Source organism: Desulfuromonas acetexigens (assembly GCF_900111775.1).
GTDB lineage: Bacteria > Desulfobacterota > Desulfuromonadia > Desulfuromonadales > Trichloromonadaceae > Trichloromonas > Trichloromonas acetexigens.
This window is the reverse complement of sequence record NZ_FOJJ01000012.1, coordinates 74,125-98,204: the sequence shown is the minus strand read 5'-3', so window position 1 is coordinate 98,204 and position 24,080 is coordinate 74,125. Positions and strand designations below refer to the sequence as shown.

The window sequence follows — 24,080 nt, the reverse complement described above, 5'->3', positions numbered from 1 at the left end:
ACAGAGCGGGACTTTTTTCCGACGGAGTTTCCCTATGATCCATTTGACCAACATCACCCGCCAGCACGCCGCCCGCGTCCTCTTTAAAGAAGCCAGCTTTCAGATCCTCCTCGGCAGCCGCAGCGGCCTGGTCGGCCCCAACGGTGCCGGCAAATCGACCATTTTCCGCCTGATTACCGGCGAGGAAGACGCCGACGGCGGCGACATCAGTTGTTCGAAGAAGACCGTGATCGGCTACTTCTCCCAGGAAGTCGGCGACATGGCCGGACGCAGCGCGCTGGAGGAGGTCATGGCCGCCTCCGCCCGCACCATGCACCTCGGCGAGCAGATCCAGCAGATGGAAGCGGCCATGGCCGAGCCGATGGAAGACGACGCCCTCGCCGCGTTGCTGGAACGCTACGGCGAGGCCCAGGAAGAGTTCGAGCATCGCGGCGGCTACGATCTCGAAGCCCGCGCCCAGGCGGTGCTCACCGGTCTCGGCATCGGTCCCGACGACTATGACCGGCCGGTGGAAAGCTTCAGCGGCGGCTGGAAGATGCGCATCGCCCTGGCCAAAATTTTGACGATCAACCCCGACGTGCTCCTCCTCGACGAGCCGACCAACCACCTGGATGTCGAATCGATCGTCTGGCTGGAAAACTGGCTGGCCGAGGAGTTCAAGGGGGCGGTGCTGATGACCAGCCATGACCGCGACTTCATGAACCGGCTGGTGACGCGAATCATCGAAGTCGGCGGCGGCACCATCACCACCTACGGCGGCAACTACGACTTCTATCTGCGCGAGCGGGAAATCCGCCGCGAGCAGCTTTTGGCCAGCCACCGTCGCCAGCAGGAGATGCTGGCCAAGGAAGAAGAATTCATCGCCCGCTTCGCCGCCCGCGCCAGCCACGCCGCCCAGGTGCAATCGCGGGTCAAGAAATTGGAGAAGATCGAGCGCATCGAAATCCCCCCGGAGCAGAGAACCATCAAGTTCGAATTCGCCGAGCCTCCCCGCAGTGGCGACGACGTCGTGCGCATCGACGGCTTAAGCAAAACCTGGCCCCTGCCGAATGGCGGAGAGAAATCGGTATTTGGCGGAGTCTCGGGGCTGATCCGTCGCGGCGAGAAGATTGCCGTGGTCGGGGTCAACGGCGCCGGCAAATCGACCTTTCTTAAAGTTCTCGCCGGGCAGACCGAGCCGACCACCGGCTCTGTCGCCATCGGCGCCAACGTCTTTCCCGGCTACTTCAGCCAGCATTCCATGGACCTGCTCGACCCCAAACGCACCGTCTTCGAAACGGTGCAGGACGCCCTGCCCCAGGTGAACATCGGCGTGCTGCGCAACCTCTGCGCCGCCTTCCTCTTTCAGGGGGACGACGTCGACAAGCGGGTCGACAAGCTCTCCGGCGGCGAGAAGAGCCGGCTGGTGCTGGCGACCTTGCTCGGCCGACCCCTCAACTTCCTGATCCTCGACGAACCGACCAACCACCTCGACATCCAGTCCCGGGAAGTTCTTCTCGAAGCCCTGCAAGGCTTCAACGGCACCGTCGTCCTGGTCAGCCACGACCGCCACTTCCTGCGCAGCCTGGTCAACCGGGTCTTCGAAATCGACCACGGCGAAATGCGGGTTTACGAGGGGGATTACGAATACTACCTGGACAAGACCGGACGCGAGCATCGGGCGGGGTAAAGGCGGCGTAAAAATTGCATCTTAAGTAAACTCTTAGGCAACAATTTCGTCCGTGGCACTCCACCTTTTGCGAAAGAGCTTTGCCGGTGAAGCGAAGATTTTCACCCTTAAATAACGGTCAAGGGTATTCCCTCATCGAACTGCTGGTTGGCTTGGTGATTTTCACCATCGCGACCATGGCGATTCTGACCATGGTCATAACCGCGATTCGCGGCAACTCCAAATCGCAGACCATGACGGAAGCCCGCCTTCTCGCCCAGGAAAAACTGGAAATCCTGCTGAATACCCCGGTCGACACCCTGATCAATCTCGACGCCTGCCCCGGGGATGCCGACCCGAGAAGCGACCTTGCCTGCACCTATGAATGTGAACCCGTTGATTGCGACTATTATCGCGCCCTTGGACCTGGTGACCCGGAAAAACCGGACCATGTCTGGATTACGATTACCTCGGACGCACACAATTTTTCACTCAAGACGCTGGTTCGGGAATAAGCACATGGGCCAAAAAGGAATCACCCTGATCGAATTGATTGTCGTCATGGCCATTGCCGGGATCATCGGCTGGCTTGTCGTCTCCACCTTCATCAACCTGAACGACACACTTTCCGATCAGGACAAGACCGTTGACCTGCAATCCGCCGGTCGCGAAACCATTGACAAGATGGTGCGAGTGCTCCGCGAGGCGGGACTGAATCCGCGGGAGGATGAGGACATCAACGGGATCGAAGAAGCGACGGCCACCAAATTGCGGGTGGTGCTGGACAGTAATCTGAGCGGGGGAATCGAAGAGGGTGAAGAAGAACGGGTTACCTTCGAATTCGTTAACGGCTCGTTGCGGCGGTGTTATGACGAAGACGAGGAGGAAACCCCTTCGTGCGCCAACTGGGTCATTATGAGCGATAGCATTTCGGACCTTGATACCGGCGGATTTTACCTCCCTGATGGAACAAACAAACCGTTCCGGTATTTTGACGCCGACAATGCCGACTTGGGCGAACCGGATGCCGACCCGGATCTACTTGAAGAAATCAAGGCGATTGAAGTTCGTCTGGAAATGAGCGATGACAAAGTCAAACAGCGCGGCGACATCAACCGCGTATTTACCACGACCGTACGGGGACGAAATCTATGAGTGAGCTGAAAAAACACTTCATGATTGCCGGCGAACGGGGTGCCGCCCTCCCCTATATCATCGCCATCGTTTTTTTTCTCAGCCTGGTGTGGGGCTTCGCCCTGACGCGCACCACCGGTGAATTCAAATGGCTGGCTCGAAAAAAAACAGGCTTCGAGCAGTTCTATTCCACCGATGCCGCCTTCTCCGTAGCCTATGCGGATCAAAGCTACTGGCTCAATGATGTCATTGACTTCTATCGGGAAGGCAATCTTTACAACATCGACCCAACGAAAGCCCTGCAACGTGAGATTGAAGACAAGGACAGCGAATCGCTTGCCACCCTTACCATTCGTCAGATTCAGAACTTTGACCCGGATGCATCGGCGCAATATAATCTGCCCCACCAGCAACACTCGGACTTCATTGAAGGCAACAGCATTGTTGCCGGAAATGCGGTTTACAAACGACGATTTGGCGTCAACGCGGTTTCCCCGGACGGCAGCAGGGAAATTCAGGCGGGCGTCTGGGTCAGGAGCAAATAATTGTCACTTTCAAAGACAAGGAATGTCTCCATGAAAAAAAGGCTTTGTTTTCTGATCCTGCTTTTCTCTCTAAGCGGTGCGACGGCTGTGCACGCCGAGGACCTCGACGTTTACGGCGCCGGTTCCATCGAGGTCAAACCGAATGTCCTGATCATTTTCGACAATTCCGGGTCGATGGCGGAGCGGGACGTGGCCCCGTCCCCTTACGACCGGACCAAGACCTACACCGGCAGCTATACGCCAAGCAAAATCTACGAGGAGGATGATGGCGACTACGACGAGTTCGTCACCGACTTGAGCCATGTCACCTGCGCCGACGTCAATGCCGACCTGTCTCAGAATGGCCTGGCCTTGGATGCCCGGGTCCGCCTGAACCGAAATAACGCCGTCTGCAGCAATCGCGGCCAGGATCGGCGCGATCTTTACCAGGGCAACTACCTCAACTGGCTTACCGCCAACCCTTTGCGCACCCGTCTGGACGTGGCCAAGGAAGCGGTGGTCAACCTGCTCGGCGCCACCCAGGATGTCGACTTCGGCCTGATGACCTTCAACTTCGAGGAGGGGGGCAAGCTCGACCGGGAACTGGGCACGAACCCGACCGATCTCATCACCGCCGTCAACGGCATCCGCGCCACCACCTGGACCCCCCTGGCGGAAACCCTGGCCGAGGCCGGTCTCTACTTCGCCGGGAAAACCAGCTGGTTCAACAAAGTCAATGATCGGTTCATCACCTACACCACCCCCATTCAATACCGCTGCCAGAAGAATTACGTCATCCTCATGACCGACGGCGAGCCGACCCACGACGACAGCCTGAAGAACAAAAAGTATATCGACAGCAGCCAGCCGCTGCTCAAGGACGAGGGGGTCGCGGACTCGCTCCTCGACGACGTCGCCGATTACCTGCGCAACACCGACCTGCTCCCGGCCATGGGACAGGGGGACGAGCTTTTCGAAAACCAGTCGGTCACCACCTATACCATCGGCTTCAAAACCGCCCAGCCCCTTCTGGAAAGTACCGCCCGGCGCGGCGGGGGAGAATATTTCACGGCCCAGAACTCCGCCGAACTGGAAAACGCCTTCGACAGCATCATCGACAGTATTCAGGAGCGCAACGCCTCCTTTGTCGCGCCGGTGGTGCCGGCGAGCAGCAGCAACCGCGCCTATGCCGGCGACCGGATCTATCTCGGCCTCTTCAAACCCAAGCAGAGCGGTCGCTGGCAAGGCAACCTCAAGGCCTACAAGCTCTCGACTACCGGCGTCATCCTCGACGCCAACGATCAGCCCGCGACCGACGCCAACGGCATGATCAAGGCGACGGCCCAATCCTTGTGGTCGGCGGCTCCCGACGGATACAATGTTGACCAAGGCGGGGCTGGGGCTAAATTGGTTACGAACGACAGCCGTAATATTTATACCTTCATCACCGGCAATTCCACCAGCCTGACCCACGCCGCCAACCGCTTCAGCGTGGACAATGCCCTTATTACCGAGAGTCTGCTCGATGTGAGCGCGGCCCTGCGTGAGGGCATCATCACCTCGGTCCGCGCCGAAGACCGGGATTGGCCGCTGGGCGACATCGTTCATTCGGGTCCGGCGGTGCAAAAAATCCCCTTCGATTCCAACGCGGACGGAGTTGACGACGGCAGCAAATCGTACATTTATGTCGGCGCCAATGACGGCATGCTGCACGCCTTCGACGGCGACACCGGCAACGAACTCTGGGCGTTTATTCCTCCCGATCAACTTCCCCGCTTGCAGAAGTTGCTCGACGACGGTCACGACTATTTCGTCGACGGCTCGGTTTCGTTCATCGAGCGGGAAAACAGTACCCTGCTCATGTTCGGCGAACGCCGGGGCGGCCCATACTATTATGTCCTCGACATCACCGACCCCCTGCAACCCGTCTACAAATACGCCGTCAATGAAGCACACCTGGAACAGTTGGACTGGGATGAAGACGGCGAAATGGAATTCGTAGAGACCGGAGCCACCCTGGGGCAGTCGTGGACGCTTCCCCGGGAGATCAAACTGAAGGTCGGTGATGAGGCCCAGGATCTGCTGCTGCTGACCGGCGGCTACGACGCCGTGAATCAGGACAATACGGAATCGCCCGCCGCGACGGATACGGCCGGTCGCGCCATTTACGCCATCGCCCCCGACACCGGGGTGGTGACCGGCCTGAACGTCAATGGGGCCCTCTGGCCGGTCATGACCCACAGCATCCTCGATGCCGGCCCCATCGACCGGGACATCGACGGTATTGTCGACATGATCTATGCCGGCGACCTGGGGGGCAATATTCTGGCACTGCGCGACAAAGACCAAACAGGAGTCTGGGAAAAACATCGGCTCTTCGATCTGCCCGCGACCCTGACGGTCGACGGCCAAACGATCAAACTCGGCCAAAAGTTCATGTACGCTCCGGAAGTGGGAGCCGCGGCCTTCGGCGAAATGCTCTACATCGGCACCGGCGACCGGGAAGACCCCACCGGCACCGGCTTTACCGATGCGATTTACGCCATACCCAGCACCTGGATCAATATCGGCCTCGGCGCCGATGTCGAATACAAGACGCTGGCCCCGGCCGATCTGGTCGACGTTACGACCAACAAGGTTCAACTCGGCAGCGAAGAAGAAAAGGCCGTCGTCCAGGCCGCCCTGACGGAAAAAAAAGGCTGGTACATGCGCCTGAACAGCCCGGGGGAGAAAATCGTCTCGTCGCCGCTTCTTTATAACAAGGTGCTTTATTTCACGACCTACACCCCCGGCACCGACACCGAAAGCTTCACCGACCCCTGCAGCAGCAACCTGGATCGCGGTGTGGCCCGGCTCTACGCCATCGACTACATGAACGGCGGGGGAAAGTTCCTGATTGAAGGTGAACCGGCCCGCTCAATGGATATCGGAACCTCCATCCCCTCGGCACCGGCAGTCGTCACCACCGATGATGCCGTTAAAATCGTGGTTGGCGTCGAGGGCGGCGTCGTCACAAAAGATCCGCCCGGTGGCGACGACGATGATGTTCTATTCAAACAATTCTTCTGGCGACAGATTCGCTGACGTCAACACGCCCAACGAAAAAGGCGGCCTTTCCGGCCGCCTTTTTTCATTGGCCAAATTCCCTTTCGGGATGCTAAGTTAGCCCTCCCTTTGCAGCCCGAAAACGGAATCGGCCGATCATGAAACGCCCCCTTCCCTTCCACTACGCCTGGATCATCGCCCTCTGTGGCGCGCTGACGCTCTTTTGCTGTTTCGGGCTGGCGCGCTTTTCCTTCGGCATGCTGCTGCCGGCCATGCGCGCCGATCTCGGCTTCGGCTATGACCGCATGGGCTTCGTCAGCACCGGCAACTTCGTCGGCTACCTGATTTCGGTGGGGCTGGCGCCGCTGGTGCTGCGCCGGGTCAAGCCGCGCCTGCTCGTTTCCCTGGCCCTGGCCTTGATCGCCCTGGCCCTGCTCGGCATCAGCCAGAGCAGCAGTTTCGCCGTCATCGTCGGGCTTTACGCTCTGGTCGGTGTCGGCGGCGGCTTCGCCAATATCCCGATCATGGTCCTCGTTTCCCACTGGTTCCGGCGCGAACGGCGCGGGCGGGCGGCGGGGCTGATGGTCGCCGGCAACGGCGTCGGCATCATCCTCTCCGGCTTCCTCATCCCCTGGCTCAATGATGTGCTGGGCGCCAACGGCTGGCGCGCCGGCTGGCTGATCCTCGGCGGCATCATCCTGCTGCTGGCCCTGGTGGTCGGGCTGCTCCTGCGCAACGACCCGGCCGATCTCGGCCTGGAGCCGGTCGGCCGCATTCAGGCGCCGCGCGAGGCTGAGCTGATACCCCACGAAGCGCCGGGGGCGGGGCGGGTGCTGGCGCAGCTCGGGCTGCTTTACGCGATCTTCGGCGCCACCTATCTGATCTACGGCACCTTCATCGTCACGACGTTGGTGGAGGAATATGCTTTCGGCGAGGGGACGGCGGGGCTCTTCTGGTCGTGGGTGGGATTTTTCGCGATCTTTTCCGGGGTGAGCTTCGGCGCCCTCTCCGACCACATCGGCCGAAAATGGGGGCTAATGGCGGTCTTCATCCTGCAAACGGCGGCCTACGGCCTGGCCGGATCGGGCTTCGGCCCCTGGGCGATGTTCGTCTCGGTGGTGCTGTACGGGCTGGGGATGTTCGCCATTCCGACCATCATGGCGGCGGCGGTGGGGGACTATCTCGGTCTGTCGCGAGCGGCGGCGGCCTTTTCCCTGCTCACCTTCTGCTTCGCCATCGGCCAGACCCTGGGGCCCTCCGGCGCCGGGATGCTCGGCCAGGCCCTCGGCGGCTTCGCCCCGGCCTACCTCCTCTCCGCCGCCTCCACCGCCCTGGCGGCCCTGCTGACCGGCCTGCTGCCGAAACCGGCGGAACCGCATTGAACGACCCCCATCGCGATTCCGCCCAAAAAAAGATGCGGTTCCTTTCGTCACCGCATCCTACAACTGGAAATCAACACAGTAGGATGCCGGTGAGCAAAGCGAACCGCATCGATGGTTCCGTCGGGCAAAAAACGATGCGGTTCCTTCCGTCACCGCATCCTACGGCTGGAAATCAACACAGTAGGATGCCGGTGAGCAAAGCGAACCGCATCGATGCTTTTATCGATGAAAATCCCCCGCCGCCTCGGGTTGATAGAGGATCTTGCCGACCTTGAAGCGGCGGGCGCCGCCGGGGACTTGCCAGGTGATGGTGTCGCCGGTGCGGTAGCCGATCAGCGCGGTGCCGACCGGAGCGAGGATGGAGACCCGGCGTTCGGCGGGATTGGCCTCGGCGGGAAAGCAGAGGGTGTACTCCGTATCCTCGCCGCTGTCGAGATCCTTGAGCAGCACCCGCGAGTTCATGGTGATGACGTTGGCGGGAATATCCTTGGGCTCGACCACTTCGGCCCGGCTCAGTTCGTCCTCCAGCGCCTCTAAGTGCTTGGCGGTGCGGGCGCCGCGCCCGGTCTGTTCCAGCAGTCGCTCCAGACGTTCGAGATCGAATTCGGTAATGTAGATCGGTTTTTCCTTTTTGGCTCGGGCCATGATATCTATCTCCTTTCGCGGCCTGGGGGCTCTCCCCTTCACCGGATAAAACCCGGCATCATACAGACTTTGCCCCATTAGGCAAGGGCGATCCCCATTCCTCTTCAAAATTCCCTTTGACGATGCTAGACTTCCGGCGTCTGACCTTCACCCGTTTTTCCATGCCGAGCGCCGCGCCATGTCCCACTTTCTCGACCCGATTCTCGATCACTTTGCCGACGACCTCGCCGTCGATCTCGGCAGCGCCTTCACCCGCATCTGGCGCAAGGGCCGGGGGCTGGTCTTGGCCGAACCCTCGCTGATCGCCCTGACGGCGTCGGGAGAAATCCTGGCCGTGGGGGAAAAAGCCAAGGCCCTCTGGGGCTGGGAACCCCGGGGCGTGCGCGTGACCGCCCCGCTGCGCGGCGGCGCGGTGACCGACCCGCCGGCAGCGGCCGCGATGCTCGAAGCCTTCTTCGCCAAGCTGCCGCGTTTTCTGCCGGGTCGCCACCGGCGGGCGGTGCTGGGCCTGCCCACCCAAGCCACGGCGGCGGAGCGGCGACAGGCCAAGGATCTCTTCCATAGGGTGGGGATTCAAGAGGTCTACTTCATCGACACGCCCCTGGCCGCCGCCATCGGCGCCGATTTGCCCATCGACGAACCGGCGGGACAGTTGCTGGTGAATATCGGCGCCGACCTGACGGAAGTCGTACTGGTCGCCGCCGGCGCCATCCAGCATCAGCACAGCCTGCACATCGGCGGCGCGGCCCTGGATCAAGCCATCAGCGACCACCTGGAGCGCACGCGCGAGCTGCGCATTGCCCCGCCGACGGCCGAAGCGATGAAGATAGCCCTGGGCCGTTGCGGGGGCACAGCCCCTTGCCGCAGCCTGCGCATTCGCGGCCGAAACCCTCGAAAGGGCACGGCGCAAGAGGCTGTCGTCGACGCCGAGGAAATCGCCGCCGCCCTGCAAGCCCCCCTCGACGAATTGCTCGCCGCCATCGCCGCCGCCATCGGGAAAATCCCTGCGGACGCCACCATCGACCATCTCGACCGCGCTGTCCTTCTGGCCGGAGGCGGCTCCCTCCTGCCGGGATTCGCCGAACGCCTCGCCCAACACATCGACCTGCCCGTCGCCCGCGTCCCCCAACCCCTCGCCGGCAGCGTCCTCGGCGCGGCCCGGGTCCTCGACTATCTCAGCGTCCTCCGCCGCCTGGAAAAACACGACTGAGCAACTCCCTTCAGCCTTCAGTCTTCAGCCTTCAGCCTTCTTCCTCCCCTCTTGCCCGATGCTTCTCCACCCGTTCGCTGAGCTGGGCGATGACCTCGGTGGCAGCGTTGATGATGTGGTTGTTGCTGAAGCCCGCCTTGCGCAGTTCCCGGTAGAAGGCCCGCCCAAAACTTTTCGCCAGAAAAGCCGGATTCTTCAGCGCCGCCTCGACGGCATCCTCGACTACGGCGTTGGCCTCATTGAGCACGGCGAGTTGAGCGAAGCGGCTGCGCAGCAGATTCTGCAACTGGCGCACCTGGATCGACTTGCCCGCGACCAGGGCGACGGTGGTGAGCTGATAGAGGTCTTTTTCGCCATAGGTGCGGTCATCGACCGGGGAGTTGACGTTGATCACCCCCACCACCTTGCCGCCGATGAAGATCGGCGCCGAGACGAAGCCCTTGTGCCGGCGCTCCGGCCAGCGCGCCTTGGGGGCGAAGGGGGATTGCTCGATGTCGGGGATAAGCAGGGCCTGGCCGGTGGCCGCCACCTGCCCCGCGATCCCCTCCTTGTGCCGGGCTTTTTCCGTGTAGGCCGCCGCCGGCAGATAGCCGTGGCTGGCATAAATGCGCATCACCGGCTCATCCCCGGCTTCTTCGTGAAAGAGCATCAGCGAGCAGTTCTCCGAATCGACGAGGTTCGCCGCCAACGCCGCCATCTCGTTGAGACTGTCGTCGAAATTGCCCTGTTCTTCGAGAAAACCGGCCAAGCCGACCAGTTTCATGATGGATGCGTTGAAAGATTCCATGGGTGACTCCAAAAAAGGTGGGCCGACGTTCAAGAGACAGACTTAATGTATATCAGGGATTCCCCCCTTCCGGGAAGGCTCCGGCCCACAAGCCCACAAAAAAGTTCCGGGCATTGACCCCCAGTTGGCGCGTGTAGTAGCCCCCCTCCTGTACCACCAGGGTCGGCAGGCCGAGCGCGCCGATGCGCCGCCCCAGGGTTTCGAAATCCTTCCCCTTGAACGGCCAGGTGCCGGTGGGGTCCCCCTTGGCCGTGTCCAGCCCCAGGCAGAGCACCAGATAGCTCGGCTGAAACGCGCGGATCTTGCGCAGCGCCTTGTCCAGGGTTTTCAGGTAGAGGTCGAAATCGATCGTCTCCGGCAGCGGATAATTGCGGTTAAAGCCGATACCCTCCCCTTCCCCTTTTTCGTCCTCGAAGCCGCTGAAATACGGGTAGGCAAAACTTGGATGCCCGTGCAGAGAAACCGTCAGCACATCCTTGCGCCCGTAGAAGATCACCTGCTGGCCGTTGCCGTGGTGATAGTCGATGTCGAGCATGGCGATCGGCCCGAAGCGGCTCAGATAATGAGCCGCCACCGCTGCGTTGTTGTAGTAGCAGAAGCCGCCGAAAGCACGCACTTCGGCATGATGGCCGGGCGGGCGCACCAGGGCATAGGCCAGGCGGTGTCCGGCGAGGATCCGGTCGGCGGCGGTCAGGGCGCAGTCGACGGCCCGGGTCGCGGCCAGTTGGGCGTTGCGGTTGATGGGGGTGAAGGTATCGATGCAGTAATAACCGGCGCGCACCGCCAATTCCTTCGGCGGCCGCGCCTGGTTGCGGATGGGAAAGACATAGGGGTAGATGGAGCGGTTGACGGCGAGATTGGCGCAGACCTTCTTGAAATAATCGAGATAGGCCCCGTCGTGGACGGCGCGGATGTGCCGCTCGGGATAGTCCGCCGGCGTCGTCCGCTCGAACATCCCCAGGGGCGTCAGTTCCTTGAGAATGGCGTCGATGCGTACCGGCGCCTCGACGTAACCCCGTTCCCGTACATGATGGATGGAGTGCTGGTCGTTGACCACCAGCGGGATGCGCCGCAGCCTGCCGCTCACCGTGGCCTTGGCCGCCGCCGGCGCCTTGCGCCGGTAACGGAGCGGGCGCAGGACGACTGGATCGTCCCGGAAGGAGTCGACCACCATATCGATGTAGGCCGGGGTACAGAGGTGGCCGTAGCGCCGTTCGAGTATGGCGCGGACGATGCGCCGGGCCTCGACCGCCGGCAGCGGCCGCTCCTGCCCGAGGTTATCGAAGACCAGGTAGGGGGGATTGTCGTCGTCGGGCTTTACCGGCGTCTCGTAGGCGGTCCCGGCGATGGGTCGGGCGCCGTACTTCTCGTAAAATTTGAGCCGGGCCCGGTTCTGGGCGAGGATTTCCGGATCACGGCAGAGGGCCGGATCGTCGGGCAGGCATTCGAAAAAGATCCCCCGGCAGCCGAGCACCAGCGCCTCCTCGCGCAGCCGTTCGTAGAGGGCGCCGCCGATACCGCCGCCGGTGGCCGCCTTGGCCGCCGAAATGTAGTCGAGGTAGGCGAAGTGCAGTTCCGGATCGTGGGAGAGGAGAGCGAAGCCGGTCACCGTGCCGCGACTGCCTTCGGCGACGTAGAGGATGGAGCGGAAGCGATGCTTGAGGGGATTGCGCAGCAGCTCAGGGATTTTGTCGATATCCTCCGGCTTGAGGGCGGGAAACTGCTCGCGGAGAATGGTCTGGACCTGGCGCAGCGCCTCGCGGTTGCGCGGCGCGACCTCGTCGAAAAAACGGCGGATGATGAACATGGGGCCTCGGCAGGAAAGGGGGATGTCCCTTCATTCTAACCGAGGCCGGGGAAATATGTTGAATCGGTGAGGGGTAAGGGGTGAGGAGATTCAGAAAATAGCGGCACCCCGTATTGAACGGGGTGCCGCTTTTTCAAGGCATGGCGGAAGAGAATTCGGGCCATAAAAGCCAACTGACCAGAATGATCAGAAAGCTGCCGCCCAGAGCGGCGCAGCCGACGAGCAACAGAACCAGGCTGGTCCGCGAGTTCTTGCCGATGCTCAGCCAGGAGAGGTAAAGGCAAAGCAACCCGACGGGAATCGCAATAATGAGACTCATGAGGCGCCTCCCGAACAGCGAGGCGCCGTTCCATCCGAATTTTTCCGATTAGAAATAGTAACCGACATTGATATTGAACTTGGTATTCCAGCCTTCATCACGATGGCGTCCGGCACCGAAGCCGTCTTCGCCAATGCTGCCGATCCAGGTGGCGTTCTTGCCCATGATGAAGTCGATGTAGGTGTAAACGGGACCGGCGGTAACCAGGCAGCCGAGGGTATTGATCTCCGAATCCTCGAAGTCCTCTTCGGCCTTCACCAGGCGGCTGTAGTCGTTATAGAAGGTCAGCTTGCTGACCGGCCCCCAGCTCACCGGCACGTCGTAGCTCAACCCGGCGACGTAGACCGTCCCCTTGGCGGCGACGTCATGCCCCCAGCCAAAGGCGCCCATGCGCACCGTCTTGTCGCTGACCCCGGCGGGATTTTTCGGATTGTGCTCGTACTCGATCGCCTCCAGCATCAGGTTGAAGGGCCCATAGGTGCCGTTGACATGGGCGGCGGCGGCCCAATGGTCGCCGTTGCGCCCGGTGTCGCCGTTGTAGAGTTGCCCCCACTGGCCGGAGACGCCGAATTCCGTATTGCCCAGATCGCCGTGATCGAGGCGATAAGCGAGGCGGGCGTTGATCTGGTTGCTCTCTTCGTTCTGCTGGTCGCCTTCCTTGACGATGTCATAGGAATAACGCTCCAGGTCGGAGGCATTGCCGAAATCGGCATTTTTGAAGAAGGCCAGTTGCAGATCCCAGGGGCCGTTCTGATGGAGCAGCTTCAGACCCAGATCGTAATCGTCCTCCAGGCCGAGATAGTAGGGAAGACCGAACCAGAAGTTGTGGGAAGCGTAGGGAAGCAGGCCGAAGGGAACCTGGGTCAGGCCAAGCTGCACGCCGGTTTCGTCGCTGAGGTTGTAGCCGAGCCAGCCGTGATGGATAAAATGCTGATCCTCCATGAAACGATACTGGGCGGAGAGCTGCACGTCATTGTACGAACCGTTGACGTCGAGCCGGAAGAGATCGAATTTGAAATCGCCTCCCTTCTCTTTGCCGTCCTCGTGCCAGCGATCATCGTCATTGTAGGTGTAGTTCATCCGCAAGGCGCCGCCGACTTTGAGATGATCCGTCGTTTCGGCTTCTTCCTCAGTCGCGGCGACGGCGACGGTTTCGCCTTCCGAGGGGGCTTCAACTTTCTGCTCCACCGCAACCGGCGCGGCGGCAGCCTGAGGCGCCGGCGTCGCCGCCCCCCCCTGGCCGCGCAACAGCAGAGCTTCCAGTTCGGCGACCCGATCCTTCAGGGCGTTGAACTCTTCGATGGGCACCGTCTCCCCGGCCAGGGCCGGGGAAGGCAGAGCGATCAAGGCCCAGCCGGCGAGAGCGCACAAGAACAATGGCAGGCGTAAATAGGTCAACACGGGAGTCCTCCTCTTCATTTATGCGGCCTTACTTGCCGAGCCAGCTGTTGACCAGATCACGATGCCTTTCCACCCAGGCCTTGGCGTTGACGTAAGGGTCGGCGCCATCTTCCTGGTTGGCGGCAATCAGCTCTTCGCATTGGGCCGCGGTCCAGTTGAAGTTGTCGAGCAGGGCGTAAACCTCGGGCTGCTCTTCCTTGAGCCCCTTGCGCACGATGGTGTTGATCGTCTCTGCGCCACCGTAAATCCCCTTGGGATCTTCCAGGTACTTGAGTTCCCAGCGGGCAAATTTCCAGTGGGGGGTCCAGCCGGTAACCACCGCCCAGTTGTTGTTCTTGATCTCGTCGGACAGGGCCGCGGTCATGGTCGCGCCGCTGCCTTCCACCAGGCGCAGATTTTTGATCCCGTACTCCTCGATGGCTTTTTCCGTCAGGCTCATGATCCCGGCGCCGGGATCGATGCCGATGATGCGGCCGGAAAACTTGTCGGCGTGGGCGTCGAGCTCGGCGATGGAGTCGATCTCCACATACTTGGGAACGACCAAACCGATACGGGTGCCGACGAGATTCGGGCCGAGGTCTTCCACATTTTCCCGCACTTCTTCAAGATAATGGCCGTGGGTGGTCGGCAGCCAGGCCGAGGTCATGGCGTCGGCATCGCGGCTGCCGAGCGACTGCCACATGGCGGCGGCGCCCACCGGCAGGGTTTTCACCTTGTAGCCGAGTTCTTCCAGAACAACGCGCATGACGTTGGTACTGGCGACTTCGGCGACCCATTCGACATAGACGAGGGTCACCTCTTTCTTGGCCTCCGGCGCGGCCGCTTTCGTGCCATCCGCGTTTTGCTCCTGAGTACAGGACCAAAGCAATGAAGTGAAACAGAGCAGGCTAATCAGCAGAATACGTTTCATCGGGAACTTCCTCCGGAAAAGGGGTAGATGGCAGTTGTGCAGCGGCTTGGTATAAATGCCGCGCTCTTCAACAGCCTACTAACGACCGTGGGGCGGCGCGGTGAACTCATACCCGCAGGCCGGACATTTGACCCGGGGGGCATTTTCCGCTGCGCCCTGGGTACTGGCGCAGGCGCTCAACAGAAACAGACTGAGGAGGATAACAGCGCGCAGGGATAGACGTTTCATGGGCAAAGATCCTTTCTTCTCGGGGCTCAAAAGGGCTCAGCTGCGGCTGTCACGGCCGATGCGCTGAGTGATGCGGTCGAGGATGATGGCGACGATCACCACGCCGAGGCCGGCCTCGAAACCCATCCCCGGCTTAAGCCGCTGAATCGCCTTCCAGACTTCGCCGCCGAGGCCGCCGGCACCGATCATAGCGGCGATAACGACCATCGACAGCGAGAGCATGATGGTCTGGTTGACACCGGCCATGATCGTCCCCTTGGCCAGGGGCAACTGGACTTTGAAGAGCTTTTGCGAACGATTGGAACCGAAAGCGTCGGCCGCCTCGATGAGATCGGCCGGCACCTGCTCGATACCGAGGCAGGTCATGCGAATCGCCGGCGGCATGGCGAAAATCACCGTGGCGAAGATGGCCGAAACCGGCCCGAGGCCGAAAAAGGGGATGGCCGGAATCAGATAGACGAAGGCCGGCATCGTCTGCATGAAGTCGAGGACCGGCATGGTCACCCGATGCACCGGGTTGAACAGGGCCGCCATAATTCCGATGGGGATGCCGATGACGACCGCCACCAGGGTGGCGATGAGAACCAGGGCGATGGTCGAAACGGTCGGCTCCCAGAGCCCGAGGTTCCAGATAAAAAGCAGTCCCAGCAGGGTAAAGAGGGCGATACGGCGGGTGCTCAACCAGAACGCCAGGGCCGCGAAGAGCAAAATCAGCAACGGGGGGGGAAGAAAAAGCATGCCGTCGACCAGGGCGTCGATACCGACCTCGGTGATCTTCGACAACCCTTTGGTGATAAAGGCGAAATGATCGGTAAAAAAATCGATGGTGCTTTCCACCATCGCCCCGAGGGGAAATTTGGGCAGCGGCATCTCCATCAGTTGCTCCTCCCTTCGGCCATGGCGGCCAGCAGCGCGCCGCGCACGATAATCCCCTTGAGCTTTTGCTCTTCATTGACGACGATCACGGGGAAGGACTCGATCGAAAAGAGCTCTTGCAGGGCCGTCCCCGGCTCGACCCGGGGAATGTCGCGGACGATGATCGCTTCGAGGCTCGTTTCGCCGGCCTTGGCCAGGCGCGAGGCATCCTCGGCGTGAACGATGCCGAGCAGGCGTCGCTCCTTATCGACCACCAGGATACTGGAGGTGCCGATTTCCTTCATCTTGTGCAGGGCGGTCTTGGGGCCGTCCTTGGGAAAGGTGACGGCGGTCGCCTTGTGCATGACCGTTTCGGCGGTGAGGACCTTGGAGACATCCACATCCTCGATGAACTTTTCCACGTAGTCATCCGCCGGGTTGGTGAGGATCTCTTCCGGCGTTCCCTGTTGGACGATGACGCCGTCCTTCATGATGATGATCGTGTCGCCGAGCTTGAGAGCTTCATCGAGATCGTGGGTGATAAAGACGATGGTCTTGTTCACCCGGCTCTGCAGAGCCAGCAATTCGTCCTGCATCTCCCGGCGGATGAGCGGATCGAGGGCACTGAAGGCTTCGTCCATGAGCAGGATGTCGGGATCGAGGGCCAGCGCCCGGGCCAGGCCGACGCGCTGCTGCATGCCGCCGCTGAGCTGATCGGGGTAGGCGTCGGCCCAATCCTTGAGCCCGACCAGATCGAGGGATTCAAGCGCCTTGCGCGCCCTTTCCTCGGGTGCAACGCCCTGGATCTCCAGACCGTACTCGGCATTTTGCTGCACCGTGCGGTGGGGAAAGAGGGCGAACTTCTGGAAAACCATACCGAATTTGTGCTGTCGCACCTGGCGCAGGCCGGCTTCGTCGAGGGTGGTGACGTCGACGCCGTCGATGAGAATTTTCCCGGCGGTCGGCTCGATGAGCCGGTTCAAGCAGCGAATGAGGGTCGACTTGCCGCTGCCGGAGAGGCCCATGACAACCAGGAACTGGCCGGGCTCGATAGAAAATGAGGCATTGTTGATACCGACGGCCAGGCCGTGTTCACGCAGCAGATGTTCCTTGCCGAGGCCCTGGCGGAGCAGGGCGATGCCGGACTTCGCCCCCGGGCCGAAGATTTTGTAGAGGTTTTCAACGGTAATTTTCGGATGCATGGAATCCTTTTCGAACAGATTTAGAAGAGCTGAATTTCTTTGCATTGCAGGGGAAAAAACGAGGCAACAGGGAAACGTTCAAGAGATAACGGCCGGCTCAAGGCTCGCCGGAAGGCGGGTTCAGCGGGCCGGTCTCCAGAACCGGCGCGGCGGAAATGCTGCGGGCTTCCATCAGATCAACGACTTTTTCGAGGGAGAGGGAAATGGAGACCCGCTCCAGTTCCGGCAGGGCCGCCAGGGAATCCCTGAGCGTATCTTGCAGCAGCGAGGGTGCGTCGGCGGCCAGCGCCTCCCCGGCCGGGGTCGCCTCGATCAGCACCTGCCGGCGGTCACGGGCGCTGCGCGAACGGTTGACCAGCCCCTTTTCTTCCAGACGATCGAGGATACCGACCAGGGTACTGGGGCTGAGATAGACGATCTTGGCCAGCTGGGAGGCGGTGAGCTTACCCTGATCGCGGATGGCGAGCAGACAGGAGAGCTGCGGCCCGGTAATGCCGTGGCTGTGCGCCAGCTTGTGCGAGTGGATTTCAATCGCCCGGATGATGCGCCGCAACGACTGGAGGATACGCAGATCGTACTGGCCGGCGGGAATTGGCGGCGATGCGTGCAGAGAGACCAGCTCACCGCGATGATCCGCCGCCGTCGTTGCCGTCTTGTTCAGATCACGCTCGGTCTTCATGGGCTATCCCGGGAAAAATTTGAATGAATAGTTTCAATCCGAACGATTTAAACACAAACGATCACCCATGTCAAAAAACCGACCTGTCTTTTCTTCTCGCCCAAGCTGTGGCATGATGCCCGACACCTGAAGTTAATCAACCCTCGCAACCAGGAGCCTTGAGATGAAATATCAGATGATTCACAGCTGTATCCGCGTTATGGACATGAAAAAATCCGAAGAATTCTATCAGAACGCCTTCGGCTTTGAGATCGCCCGGCGACTCGATTTTCCCGAGCACAAGTTCACCCTCAGCTACCTGAAAGCGCCCGGAGGAGACTTCGAACTGGAACTGACCCACAACCACGACCAGGAGCAGCCCTACCAGCTCGGCAACGGCTATTCCCACCTGGCCCTCGGCGTCGACGACCTCGAAGCCTCGCACCACCGCCATCAGGAGCAAGGCTACAATCCCAAACCTTTAAAAGGTCTGGCCGGCGGGCCGCCCAGGTTCTACTTTCTCGCCGACCCCGACGGCTACCTGATCGAAGTGGTGCGTAACGACTGAGAACGAAGGGCGCGGAAATACGCAGTAGCGGACTGTTCCATTGACTATTGCGTCTGAAGGATAAATCCGGGTACATTTCTCAAAATGTATCGATGGAGGATCTTCACTGCGCCGCTGCCGGCGCAGCGACACCCGGACAGGGAGATCCTCATTGTTTAGCCGATAGCCCCGGCATGGCGTCAACCCCGGGATCGGGCCGCGCCCCGATCTGCTCGCTCCATCTTTTCGTCAGGAGTCTTCCCCGTGACCAAAGAAAAACGCTCGTTTATCGATATCCTCTGGGATTTTTTCGCCTCCCTGAAGCTGACTATCGTACTGCTCATTCTGCTCGCCGCCACCTCGATCATCGGCACGCTGATCCAGCAGAATCGCTCCCCGCAGGAATATCAGCAGTTTTACGGTGAAACCCTGCACCGCCTCTTTGAGATGCTGAACTTCTACGACATGTACCACTCCTGGTGGTTCCTGGCGTTGCTCGGCATCTTCGCCCTGAACCTGACCACCTGCTCGCTCAAACGCCTGCCCCGGGTCTGGAAGCAGGCCTTCGAGCCGGTGACGGTGGCCGACGACGGCCACTACAACAGCCTGAGCAACCGCCACGAACTGCGCGTGTCGCAGACGCCGGAAGCTGCTCGCGATCGCCTGGTTTCCTTCCTCGGCGAAGCGCTGGCCGCCCCCGTCGTGACCGAGGCCGACGGGCGCATCCATCTCTATGCCGAAAAACATCCCTGGTCGCGCTTCAGCGTCTACGTGACCCACCTGTCGATCCTGATCATCTTCATCGGCGCGATCATCGGTAATCTTTGGGGATTCAAAGCCTTCGTCAATATCGAGGAAGGGACCATGACCAGCAAGGTCTGGACTTCGGGCGGGCGGGAGCCGATCGACCTCGGCTTTTCGGTGCGCTGCGACGACTTCGAAGTGACCTACTACGACGGGACCAATCGTCCCAAAGAGTTCATGAGCATCCTCGACATCGTCGACAACGGCGAGGAGGTCATCAGCGACCGTAAAATCATCGTCAACGATCCTCTCTCCTACAAAGGGATTACCCTCTACCAATCGAGCTACGGCCCGGCCGGCAACCCCCAGCTGAAAATCCGGGTAACCGACAAGGCGAGCGGCGCAGCGCAGGAAATCACCGTCGCCGAGGGGCGGCACTACCCCCTCGCGGGCGGACATTCCTTTGCCGTGACCGGCTATACGGACAATTACGGGCAGTTCGGCCCGGCGGTGGAAATGCACATCAACACCCCAGACGGACAGCACGGCGCGCCCTTCGTGGTGGTAAAAAACTTCCCCAACTTCGGTGGGCCGAAAGACAGTCCCTTCAGCTTCGCCTTGCTCGACTACCAGCAGAAGCAATACACCGGCCTGCAGGTGAAGAAAGACCCCGGCGTCTGGGTGGTTTGGCTTGGCTGCGCCCTGCTGGTGCTCGGCTCCATCGCCGCTTTCACCCTCTCGCACCGTCGCCTCTGGGCCCGCATCGAGCCGGAGGGCAAAGGCGCAAAAATTCTGCTCGGTGGCAACGCCCACCGCAACCAGCCGGCCTTCGCGCTCTTTTTCGACGAACTGAAACAGCAGGCGGATGACGCCTTCAAGACCGACACCTCGCGCTAATCCACGGAGAATGCCATTATGACCAGTTCCCTCTTTTTCAATATCACGACCATCGCCTACTTTGCCGCGATGGTGCTCTTCATCGTCTACATCGTCAGTCGCGTCCAGGCCATCGGCCTGACCGCAACCGGAGTGGTCTGGGCCGGTTTCGTCGCCAACACCATCGCCATCGGCCTGCGCTGGCGCGAGGCCTACGCTCTTGGTTTCCAGCAGGCGCCCCTCTCCAACCTCTACGAGTCGGTCGTCTTCTTCGCCTGGAGTATCGCCCTCTGCTATCTGCTGATGGATCTCAAGTACAAGCAGCGCGCCGTCGGGGCTTTCGTCATCCCCTTCGCCTTCATCTTCATGATCTGGGCGCAGCTCGGCCTCAACGCCGAGATCCAGCCGCTGGTGCCGGCCTTGCAGAGCAACTGGCTGACCTACCACGTCATCACCTGCTTCCTCGGCTATGCCGCCTTCGCCGTTGCCTGCGGCGCCTCGATCATGTACCTGCTGATGATCGGCCGCGAGGAGCGCAAGGGGAACAACCAGGGCCTGATGGGGATTTTTCCCAGCGCCAAAGTGCTCGACGACATCAACTACAAGGCGATCATGTTCGGCTTTCCCATGCTCTCTTTGGGGATCATCACCGGCGCCGCCTGGGCCAACTACGCCTGGGGCACCTACTGGAGCTGGGACCCGAAAGAGACCTGGAGCCTGATCATCTGGTTCATCTACGCGGCTTTCCTCCATGCCCGCTTCACCCGGGGCTGGGTCGGGCGCAAGGCGGCCTGGCTGTCGATCATCGGCTTCGCCGCGACGATCTTCTGCTATCTCGGCGTCAACCTGTTGCTCTCGGGCCTGCATTCCTACGGGAGTTGAGAATGTGAGATCAGGGGCGCAGCATGCTGCGCCCCTACCCATTCACGCCTCACGCTCCCTTGGAGTTCCCATGAAACTTCTCGGCACGCTGCTCCTTCTGTGGTTGGCGGTCGCTCCGGCCTTCTCGCTGGAAATCACCGCCATCAGCCCCTCCACCACCGTTCCCGGGGGGCTTGTCCGGGTCAGCGGCGGGCCCTTCGCTGACGACACCCTGGTTGTCCTCGGGGATCAGGCTCTGCGCCCGGAAACCTGGACGGAGCGGGAACTGATTTTCACCGTGCCGGAGCTGCCCGAGGGGGACTATCGCCTGACCCTGGCCGACAGCCACGGGGGCATCCAACCGGCGTTCATCCTGCGCGTCGGCACCCCGCGCCCCGAGATCCGCACCCTGGACCCGGATCGTCTCGATCTCTGCGACGGCGAACGGCGCATCAGCGTCAGCGGTCAGGCCCTGGCCGAGGGCGCCCGCCTGCTGGTCGACGGCGCCCAGCTCCCCGCCGAACGCCTCTCCGCGAGCCGCATCGACTTCACCCTGCCCGAACTGGCGGCGGGAATGCATCAGGTCGAGGTCGTCAACCCCGACGGCCAACGCTCCCTCCCCTACGCCCTGATGATCGACGGCCAGCCGGAGATCTTCTCCGTCAGCCTCGGCGCCGACCAGGTCGTTGCCTACGAGCTGATCATCCGGGGACGCAACTTCCCCGCCCAGGCAAACCTGCTGGTCAACGGCACGCCGGTCAACCGCGCCCTCGCCCTCGCCGGCAAGCAGGGGGGAGGGCGGGATGAGGTGCGCTACGTCGACTGCGGCACCCTGATCTACACCCGCTATCCCTTAAGCCGCGAACCGCTGCCGTTGACCCTGACCGTGGTCGGTCCCGGCGGCGAAGGGAGCGCCCCCTACCAGATTACCAGCCCCTGAAGCGACACCAGGACCGGCGGCCACTCCGACGATGCGGTTCGCTGCGCTCACCGGCATCCTACCTTCATCGACATCCGACCTTCTCTGTATCGTCGGGGCGGTTTTATGGGATAAAAGGATGGGGAGAACGGCTCAGAAGACCGAGGCGATGCGTTCGTAGGACTTGGTCAGGCGGCGGGCGGTGGTGACAAAGATATGCCGCAGCAGGGCGATGCCGAGCTGGGAGTGGTTGCCGAGCATCTCTTCAAAATTTTGACTGTGCAGCAGAAGCAGGTCGGCGGTTTCGATGACTTCGGCGGTAACCGAACGGGGATTGCTGGTCAACAGGCACAGCTCACCGACCACCGAGCCGGGAGCATAGAGCCCGACGATCACCTGACTGCCGCCGAACTCCGTCCGTTTTTTGATGCCGAGCTTGCCGTCGAGGATGAAGGCGGCGAAATTGTCTGCATCCCCTTCCTGCCACAGGTTCGTTCCGGCCTCGGCGCGCAGCCGCCGGCAGTAGGAGAGAAACTGCTCGACCTCGTCGGTTTGCAGGCTCTGAAAAAAGGGGAACCGATTGCGAAGTCCGGCGACGGGCATAGGGCAAGTCCTCCGTAAGGAGCTGATGAACAACGACGACTCGGCCTATCATCCACTGCAAAATCTAAGCCTGCGCTCATCTGCAGGGGCGTTCTTTTCATCCGTCCCTGACCACACCGGAGACTTTCGTGCCGATCATCGAAGACCAACTCTTTCGCCGGATCAAAAAGCAGACCGGCCAGGCCATCGGCGACTTCAACCTGATCGAGGAGGGGGATCGCATCGCCGTGGGGATTTCCGGCGGCAAGGATTCCTACACCCTGCTGCACATCCTCGACAGCCTGCGCCGTCGGGCGCCGATCCGTTACGAACTGGTGGCGGTCAACGTCGATCCGGGTTTTCCCGGCTACCGCAAGGACCACATCGAAGCGCACCTGCGCGAGCACGGCTTCACCTATCACCTGGAAAGTACCGACTGCTCGGCGATCATCGACGCCAAACTGCGCCCCGGCTCTTCCTACTGCGCCTTCTGCGCCCGGCTGCGGCGCGGCGTCCTCTATACGGTGGCCGACCGCCTCGGCTGCAACAAGCTGGCCCTCGGCCATCACCTCGACGACTTCATCGAAACGCTCCTCCTCAACCAGTTCTACATCGGCACCCTGGCGGCGATGAGCCCGCGCCTGCTTGCCGACAACGGCCGGCATACGGTGATCCGCCCCCTGGTTTACGTGGAGGAAGCCCGGATTGTCGAATTCTCCGAACGCAACGCCTTCCCCATTGTCTGCTGTTCCTGCCCGGTGGTCGGCGCCGCCGACCAGAAACGCCAACGCATGAAGCAGCTGATCAGCGAACTGGCGGAAGAAAATCCCCAGTTGCGCCGGAGCCTGATCGGCGCCCTCGGCAACGTCCAACCCCGACATCTGATGGATCCTCGCCTGACGCCCTTCGCCCCCCTCGGCAAGAGGCCCGATATGGTGTAGAATTGTTGGGTTGATGAACAATGACCGAACCGGGGGAGAGATGAAAAACGCCGACCACATCGTATTCGACATCGACCTGGCCCAGGAGATCCAGCAGCTGCTCCTGCCGAAAAACTCCCCAACTTGCGACTGGTGCTGCCTGGGGGTAAAAAACCGCATGGCCATCGGCCTGGGCGGGGATTACTTCGACTTCCTCACCGCTCCCAGCGGCTGCCAGGTGATCTTTCTCGGCGACGTCACCGGCCATGGCCTCACCGCCTCGGTCGTCATGTCGCTGATCTACGGCTACCTGCACCACGCTACGGTGCGCCAGTGCACCCCCCTGGAAACGGTGGCCATGGTCAACAGCTTCCTGCGCTCCTTCGCCACCCGCTCCGACCGCTTCGACTATCTCTTCTCCTCCTCCCTCTTCTTCAGCGTCATCGATCCCGACACCCTGACCATGCGCTACGTCAACGCCGGGCATGTCCCCCCCATGGTGCGGCGCGGCGGCGAGATCTTCCACCTCGTTCCGACCGGCGTCCCCTTAGGCTTTTTCGACGATCCGGAAATGGCCATGTGCACCTTCCAGTTCAACAAGGGGGATCGCCTGCTGCTCACCACCGACGGCATCACCGACGCGAGCAACGACCTCGGCGAATTTTTCGGCAACAGTCGCCTGGAAGAAACCCTGCGCTCCTTCCAGGGAGATCACCTGGAGTTCCTCGACGAGATCTACCGGGCCATCGCCGACTTCGGCGCCGCCGAGATCCTCAAGGACGACTGCACCGCCATCGTCGCCGACTTTCACGGGCCGGTCTTTCGCTGATTCATTGCGCAATTCGACAACCCGACCGCCGCCCGGAAAAGGAGAGA

The 24,080-nt window shown here is 61.3% G+C and carries 24 protein-coding genes; 13 read left to right on the top strand and 11 right to left on the bottom strand.

The genetic code is table 11. The features are described from left to right. The first annotated feature begins 34 nt into the window (after nt 1-34). The 6 genes from BQ4888_RS07035 (at nt 35) to BQ4888_RS07015 (ending at nt 7,733) form a co-directional block, all read left to right on the top strand. A complete protein-coding gene (locus BQ4888_RS07035) occupies nt 35-1,669 on the top strand; it encodes an ABC-F family ATP-binding cassette domain-containing protein (protein ID WP_092055635.1) in 1,635 nt (544 codons plus the stop codon). 86 nt (nt 1,670-1,755) lie between these two features. Then, nucleotides 1,756-2,163, top strand: a complete 408-nt coding sequence (locus tag BQ4888_RS17325) for a type IV pilus modification PilV family protein (protein WP_170232783.1) — start codon at nt 1,756-1,758, stop codon at nt 2,161-2,163. A gap of 4 nt (nt 2,164-2,167) precedes the next feature. Further along, the gene (locus BQ4888_RS07030; RefSeq protein ID WP_170232782.1) at nt 2,168-2,803 is read left to right on the top strand and encodes a PilW family protein; all 636 of its coding nucleotides are present in this window, start codon (nt 2,168-2,170) and stop codon (nt 2,801-2,803) included. Further along, nucleotides 2,800-3,327: a hypothetical protein gene (locus BQ4888_RS07025; RefSeq protein ID WP_092055628.1), complete on the top strand. Its 528-nt coding sequence runs from the start codon at nt 2,800-2,802 to the stop codon at nt 3,325-3,327. Before BQ4888_RS07030 ends, BQ4888_RS07025 begins: the two co-directional genes overlap by 4 nt. A 30-nt stretch (nt 3,328-3,357) precedes the next feature. Beyond that, a complete protein-coding gene (locus tag BQ4888_RS07020) occupies nt 3,358-6,390 on the top strand; it encodes a pilus assembly protein (RefSeq protein WP_092055626.1) in 3,033 nt (1,010 codons plus the stop codon). A 119-nt stretch (nt 6,391-6,509) separates the two neighbouring features. Continuing rightward, on the top strand, nt 6,510-7,733 hold the full coding sequence (locus BQ4888_RS07015; RefSeq protein ID WP_092055624.1) for a YbfB/YjiJ family MFS transporter: 1,224 nt from the start codon (nt 6,510-6,512) through the stop codon (nt 7,731-7,733). A gap of 219 nt (nt 7,734-7,952) precedes the next feature. Here the strand turns inward: BQ4888_RS07015 and rnk are convergent, their stop codons facing one another. Continuing rightward, the gene (gene rnk / locus BQ4888_RS07010) at nt 7,953-8,378 is read right to left on the bottom strand and encodes a nucleoside diphosphate kinase regulator (protein ID WP_092055622.1); all 426 of its coding nucleotides are present in this window, start codon (nt 8,376-8,378) and stop codon (nt 7,953-7,955) included. A 178-nt stretch (nt 8,379-8,556) separates the two neighbouring features. Between rnk and BQ4888_RS07005 the strand changes: the two genes are divergently transcribed. After that, complete coding sequence (locus BQ4888_RS07005) at nt 8,557-9,588, top strand: rod shape-determining protein (protein WP_092055619.1); 1,032 nt, start codon at nt 8,557-8,559, stop codon at nt 9,586-9,588. Nucleotides 9,589-9,619: 31 nt separating this feature from the next. On the opposite strand, the gene BQ4888_RS07000 is transcribed toward BQ4888_RS07005, so the two are convergent. The 9 genes from BQ4888_RS07000 to BQ4888_RS06960 form a co-directional block, all read right to left on the bottom strand. Further along, nucleotides 9,620-10,375 (bottom strand): GAF domain-containing protein, encoded by a 756-nt coding sequence (locus tag BQ4888_RS07000; protein WP_092055615.1) that lies wholly within the window; start codon nt 10,373-10,375, stop codon nt 9,620-9,622. A gap of 52 nt (nt 10,376-10,427) precedes the next feature. Continuing rightward, complete coding sequence (locus tag BQ4888_RS06995) at nt 10,428-12,182, bottom strand: histone deacetylase family protein (protein WP_092055611.1); 1,755 nt, start codon at nt 12,180-12,182, stop codon at nt 10,428-10,430. Nucleotides 12,183-12,315: 133 nt separating this feature from the next. Then, nucleotides 12,316-12,501, bottom strand: a complete 186-nt coding sequence (locus BQ4888_RS06990) for a hypothetical protein (protein WP_092055608.1) — start codon at nt 12,499-12,501, stop codon at nt 12,316-12,318. 48 nt (nt 12,502-12,549) lie between these two features. Further along, nucleotides 12,550-13,902: a hypothetical protein gene (locus BQ4888_RS06985; protein WP_092055605.1), complete on the bottom strand. Its 1,353-nt coding sequence runs from the start codon at nt 13,900-13,902 to the stop codon at nt 12,550-12,552. Between the two features lie 28 nt (nt 13,903-13,930). Beyond that, on the bottom strand, nt 13,931-14,812 hold the full coding sequence (locus BQ4888_RS06980; protein ID WP_092055603.1) for a glycine betaine ABC transporter substrate-binding protein: 882 nt from the start codon (nt 14,810-14,812) through the stop codon (nt 13,931-13,933). Between the two features lie 78 nt (nt 14,813-14,890). After that, nucleotides 14,891-15,040: a hypothetical protein gene (locus BQ4888_RS17525; RefSeq protein WP_170232781.1), complete on the bottom strand. Its 150-nt coding sequence runs from the start codon at nt 15,038-15,040 to the stop codon at nt 14,891-14,893. Nucleotides 15,041-15,076: 36 nt separating this feature from the next. Beyond that, the gene (locus tag BQ4888_RS06970; protein ID WP_092055598.1) at nt 15,077-15,916 is read right to left on the bottom strand and encodes an ABC transporter permease; all 840 of its coding nucleotides are present in this window, start codon (nt 15,914-15,916) and stop codon (nt 15,077-15,079) included. Then, on the bottom strand, nt 15,916-17,097 hold the full coding sequence (locus tag BQ4888_RS06965) for a quaternary amine ABC transporter ATP-binding protein (protein ID WP_092055595.1): 1,182 nt from the start codon (nt 17,095-17,097) through the stop codon (nt 15,916-15,918). The genes BQ4888_RS06970 and BQ4888_RS06965 overlap by 1 nt, the downstream gene beginning before the upstream one ends. 97 nt (nt 17,098-17,194) lie before the next feature. Then, entirely contained in the window at nt 17,195-17,776 is a 582-nt protein-coding gene (locus BQ4888_RS06960; RefSeq protein WP_092055592.1) for a MarR family winged helix-turn-helix transcriptional regulator, read from the bottom strand. 163 nt (nt 17,777-17,939) lie between these two features. On the opposite strand from BQ4888_RS06960, the gene gloA reads away from it, so the two are divergent. From gloA to BQ4888_RS06940, 4 genes are all read left to right on the top strand, one after another. After that, nucleotides 17,940-18,323: a lactoylglutathione lyase gene (gloA, locus tag BQ4888_RS06955; protein ID WP_092055590.1), complete on the top strand. Its 384-nt coding sequence runs from the start codon at nt 17,940-17,942 to the stop codon at nt 18,321-18,323. A gap of 243 nt (nt 18,324-18,566) precedes the next feature. After that, nucleotides 18,567-19,943, top strand: a complete 1,377-nt coding sequence (gene resB / locus BQ4888_RS06950; protein WP_092055586.1) for a cytochrome c biogenesis protein ResB — start codon at nt 18,567-18,569, stop codon at nt 19,941-19,943. A gap of 18 nt (nt 19,944-19,961) precedes the next feature. After that, nucleotides 19,962-20,804, top strand: coding sequence for a c-type cytochrome biogenesis protein CcsB (gene ccsB / locus BQ4888_RS06945; RefSeq protein WP_092055584.1), 843 nt, complete (start codon nt 19,962-19,964; stop codon nt 20,802-20,804). Nucleotides 20,805-20,874: 70 nt separating this feature from the next. After that, a complete protein-coding gene (locus BQ4888_RS06940; protein ID WP_092055581.1) occupies nt 20,875-21,723 on the top strand; it encodes an IPT/TIG domain-containing protein in 849 nt (282 codons plus the stop codon). A 132-nt stretch (nt 21,724-21,855) separates the two neighbouring features. Here the strand turns inward: BQ4888_RS06940 and BQ4888_RS06935 are convergent, their stop codons facing one another. Then, nucleotides 21,856-22,305, bottom strand: coding sequence for a Crp/Fnr family transcriptional regulator (locus BQ4888_RS06935; RefSeq protein WP_092055576.1), 450 nt, complete (start codon nt 22,303-22,305; stop codon nt 21,856-21,858). A gap of 128 nt (nt 22,306-22,433) precedes the next feature. Between BQ4888_RS06935 and ttcA the strand changes: the two genes are divergently transcribed. Then, entirely contained in the window at nt 22,434-23,225 is a 792-nt protein-coding gene (gene ttcA, locus BQ4888_RS06930) for a tRNA 2-thiocytidine(32) synthetase TtcA (protein WP_092055573.1), read from the top strand. A 40-nt stretch (nt 23,226-23,265) separates the two neighbouring features. Further along, nucleotides 23,266-24,033 (top strand): PP2C family protein-serine/threonine phosphatase, encoded by a 768-nt coding sequence (locus BQ4888_RS06925; RefSeq protein WP_092055569.1) that lies wholly within the window; start codon nt 23,266-23,268, stop codon nt 24,031-24,033. The last annotated feature ends 47 nt before the right edge of the window (nt 24,034-24,080 follow it).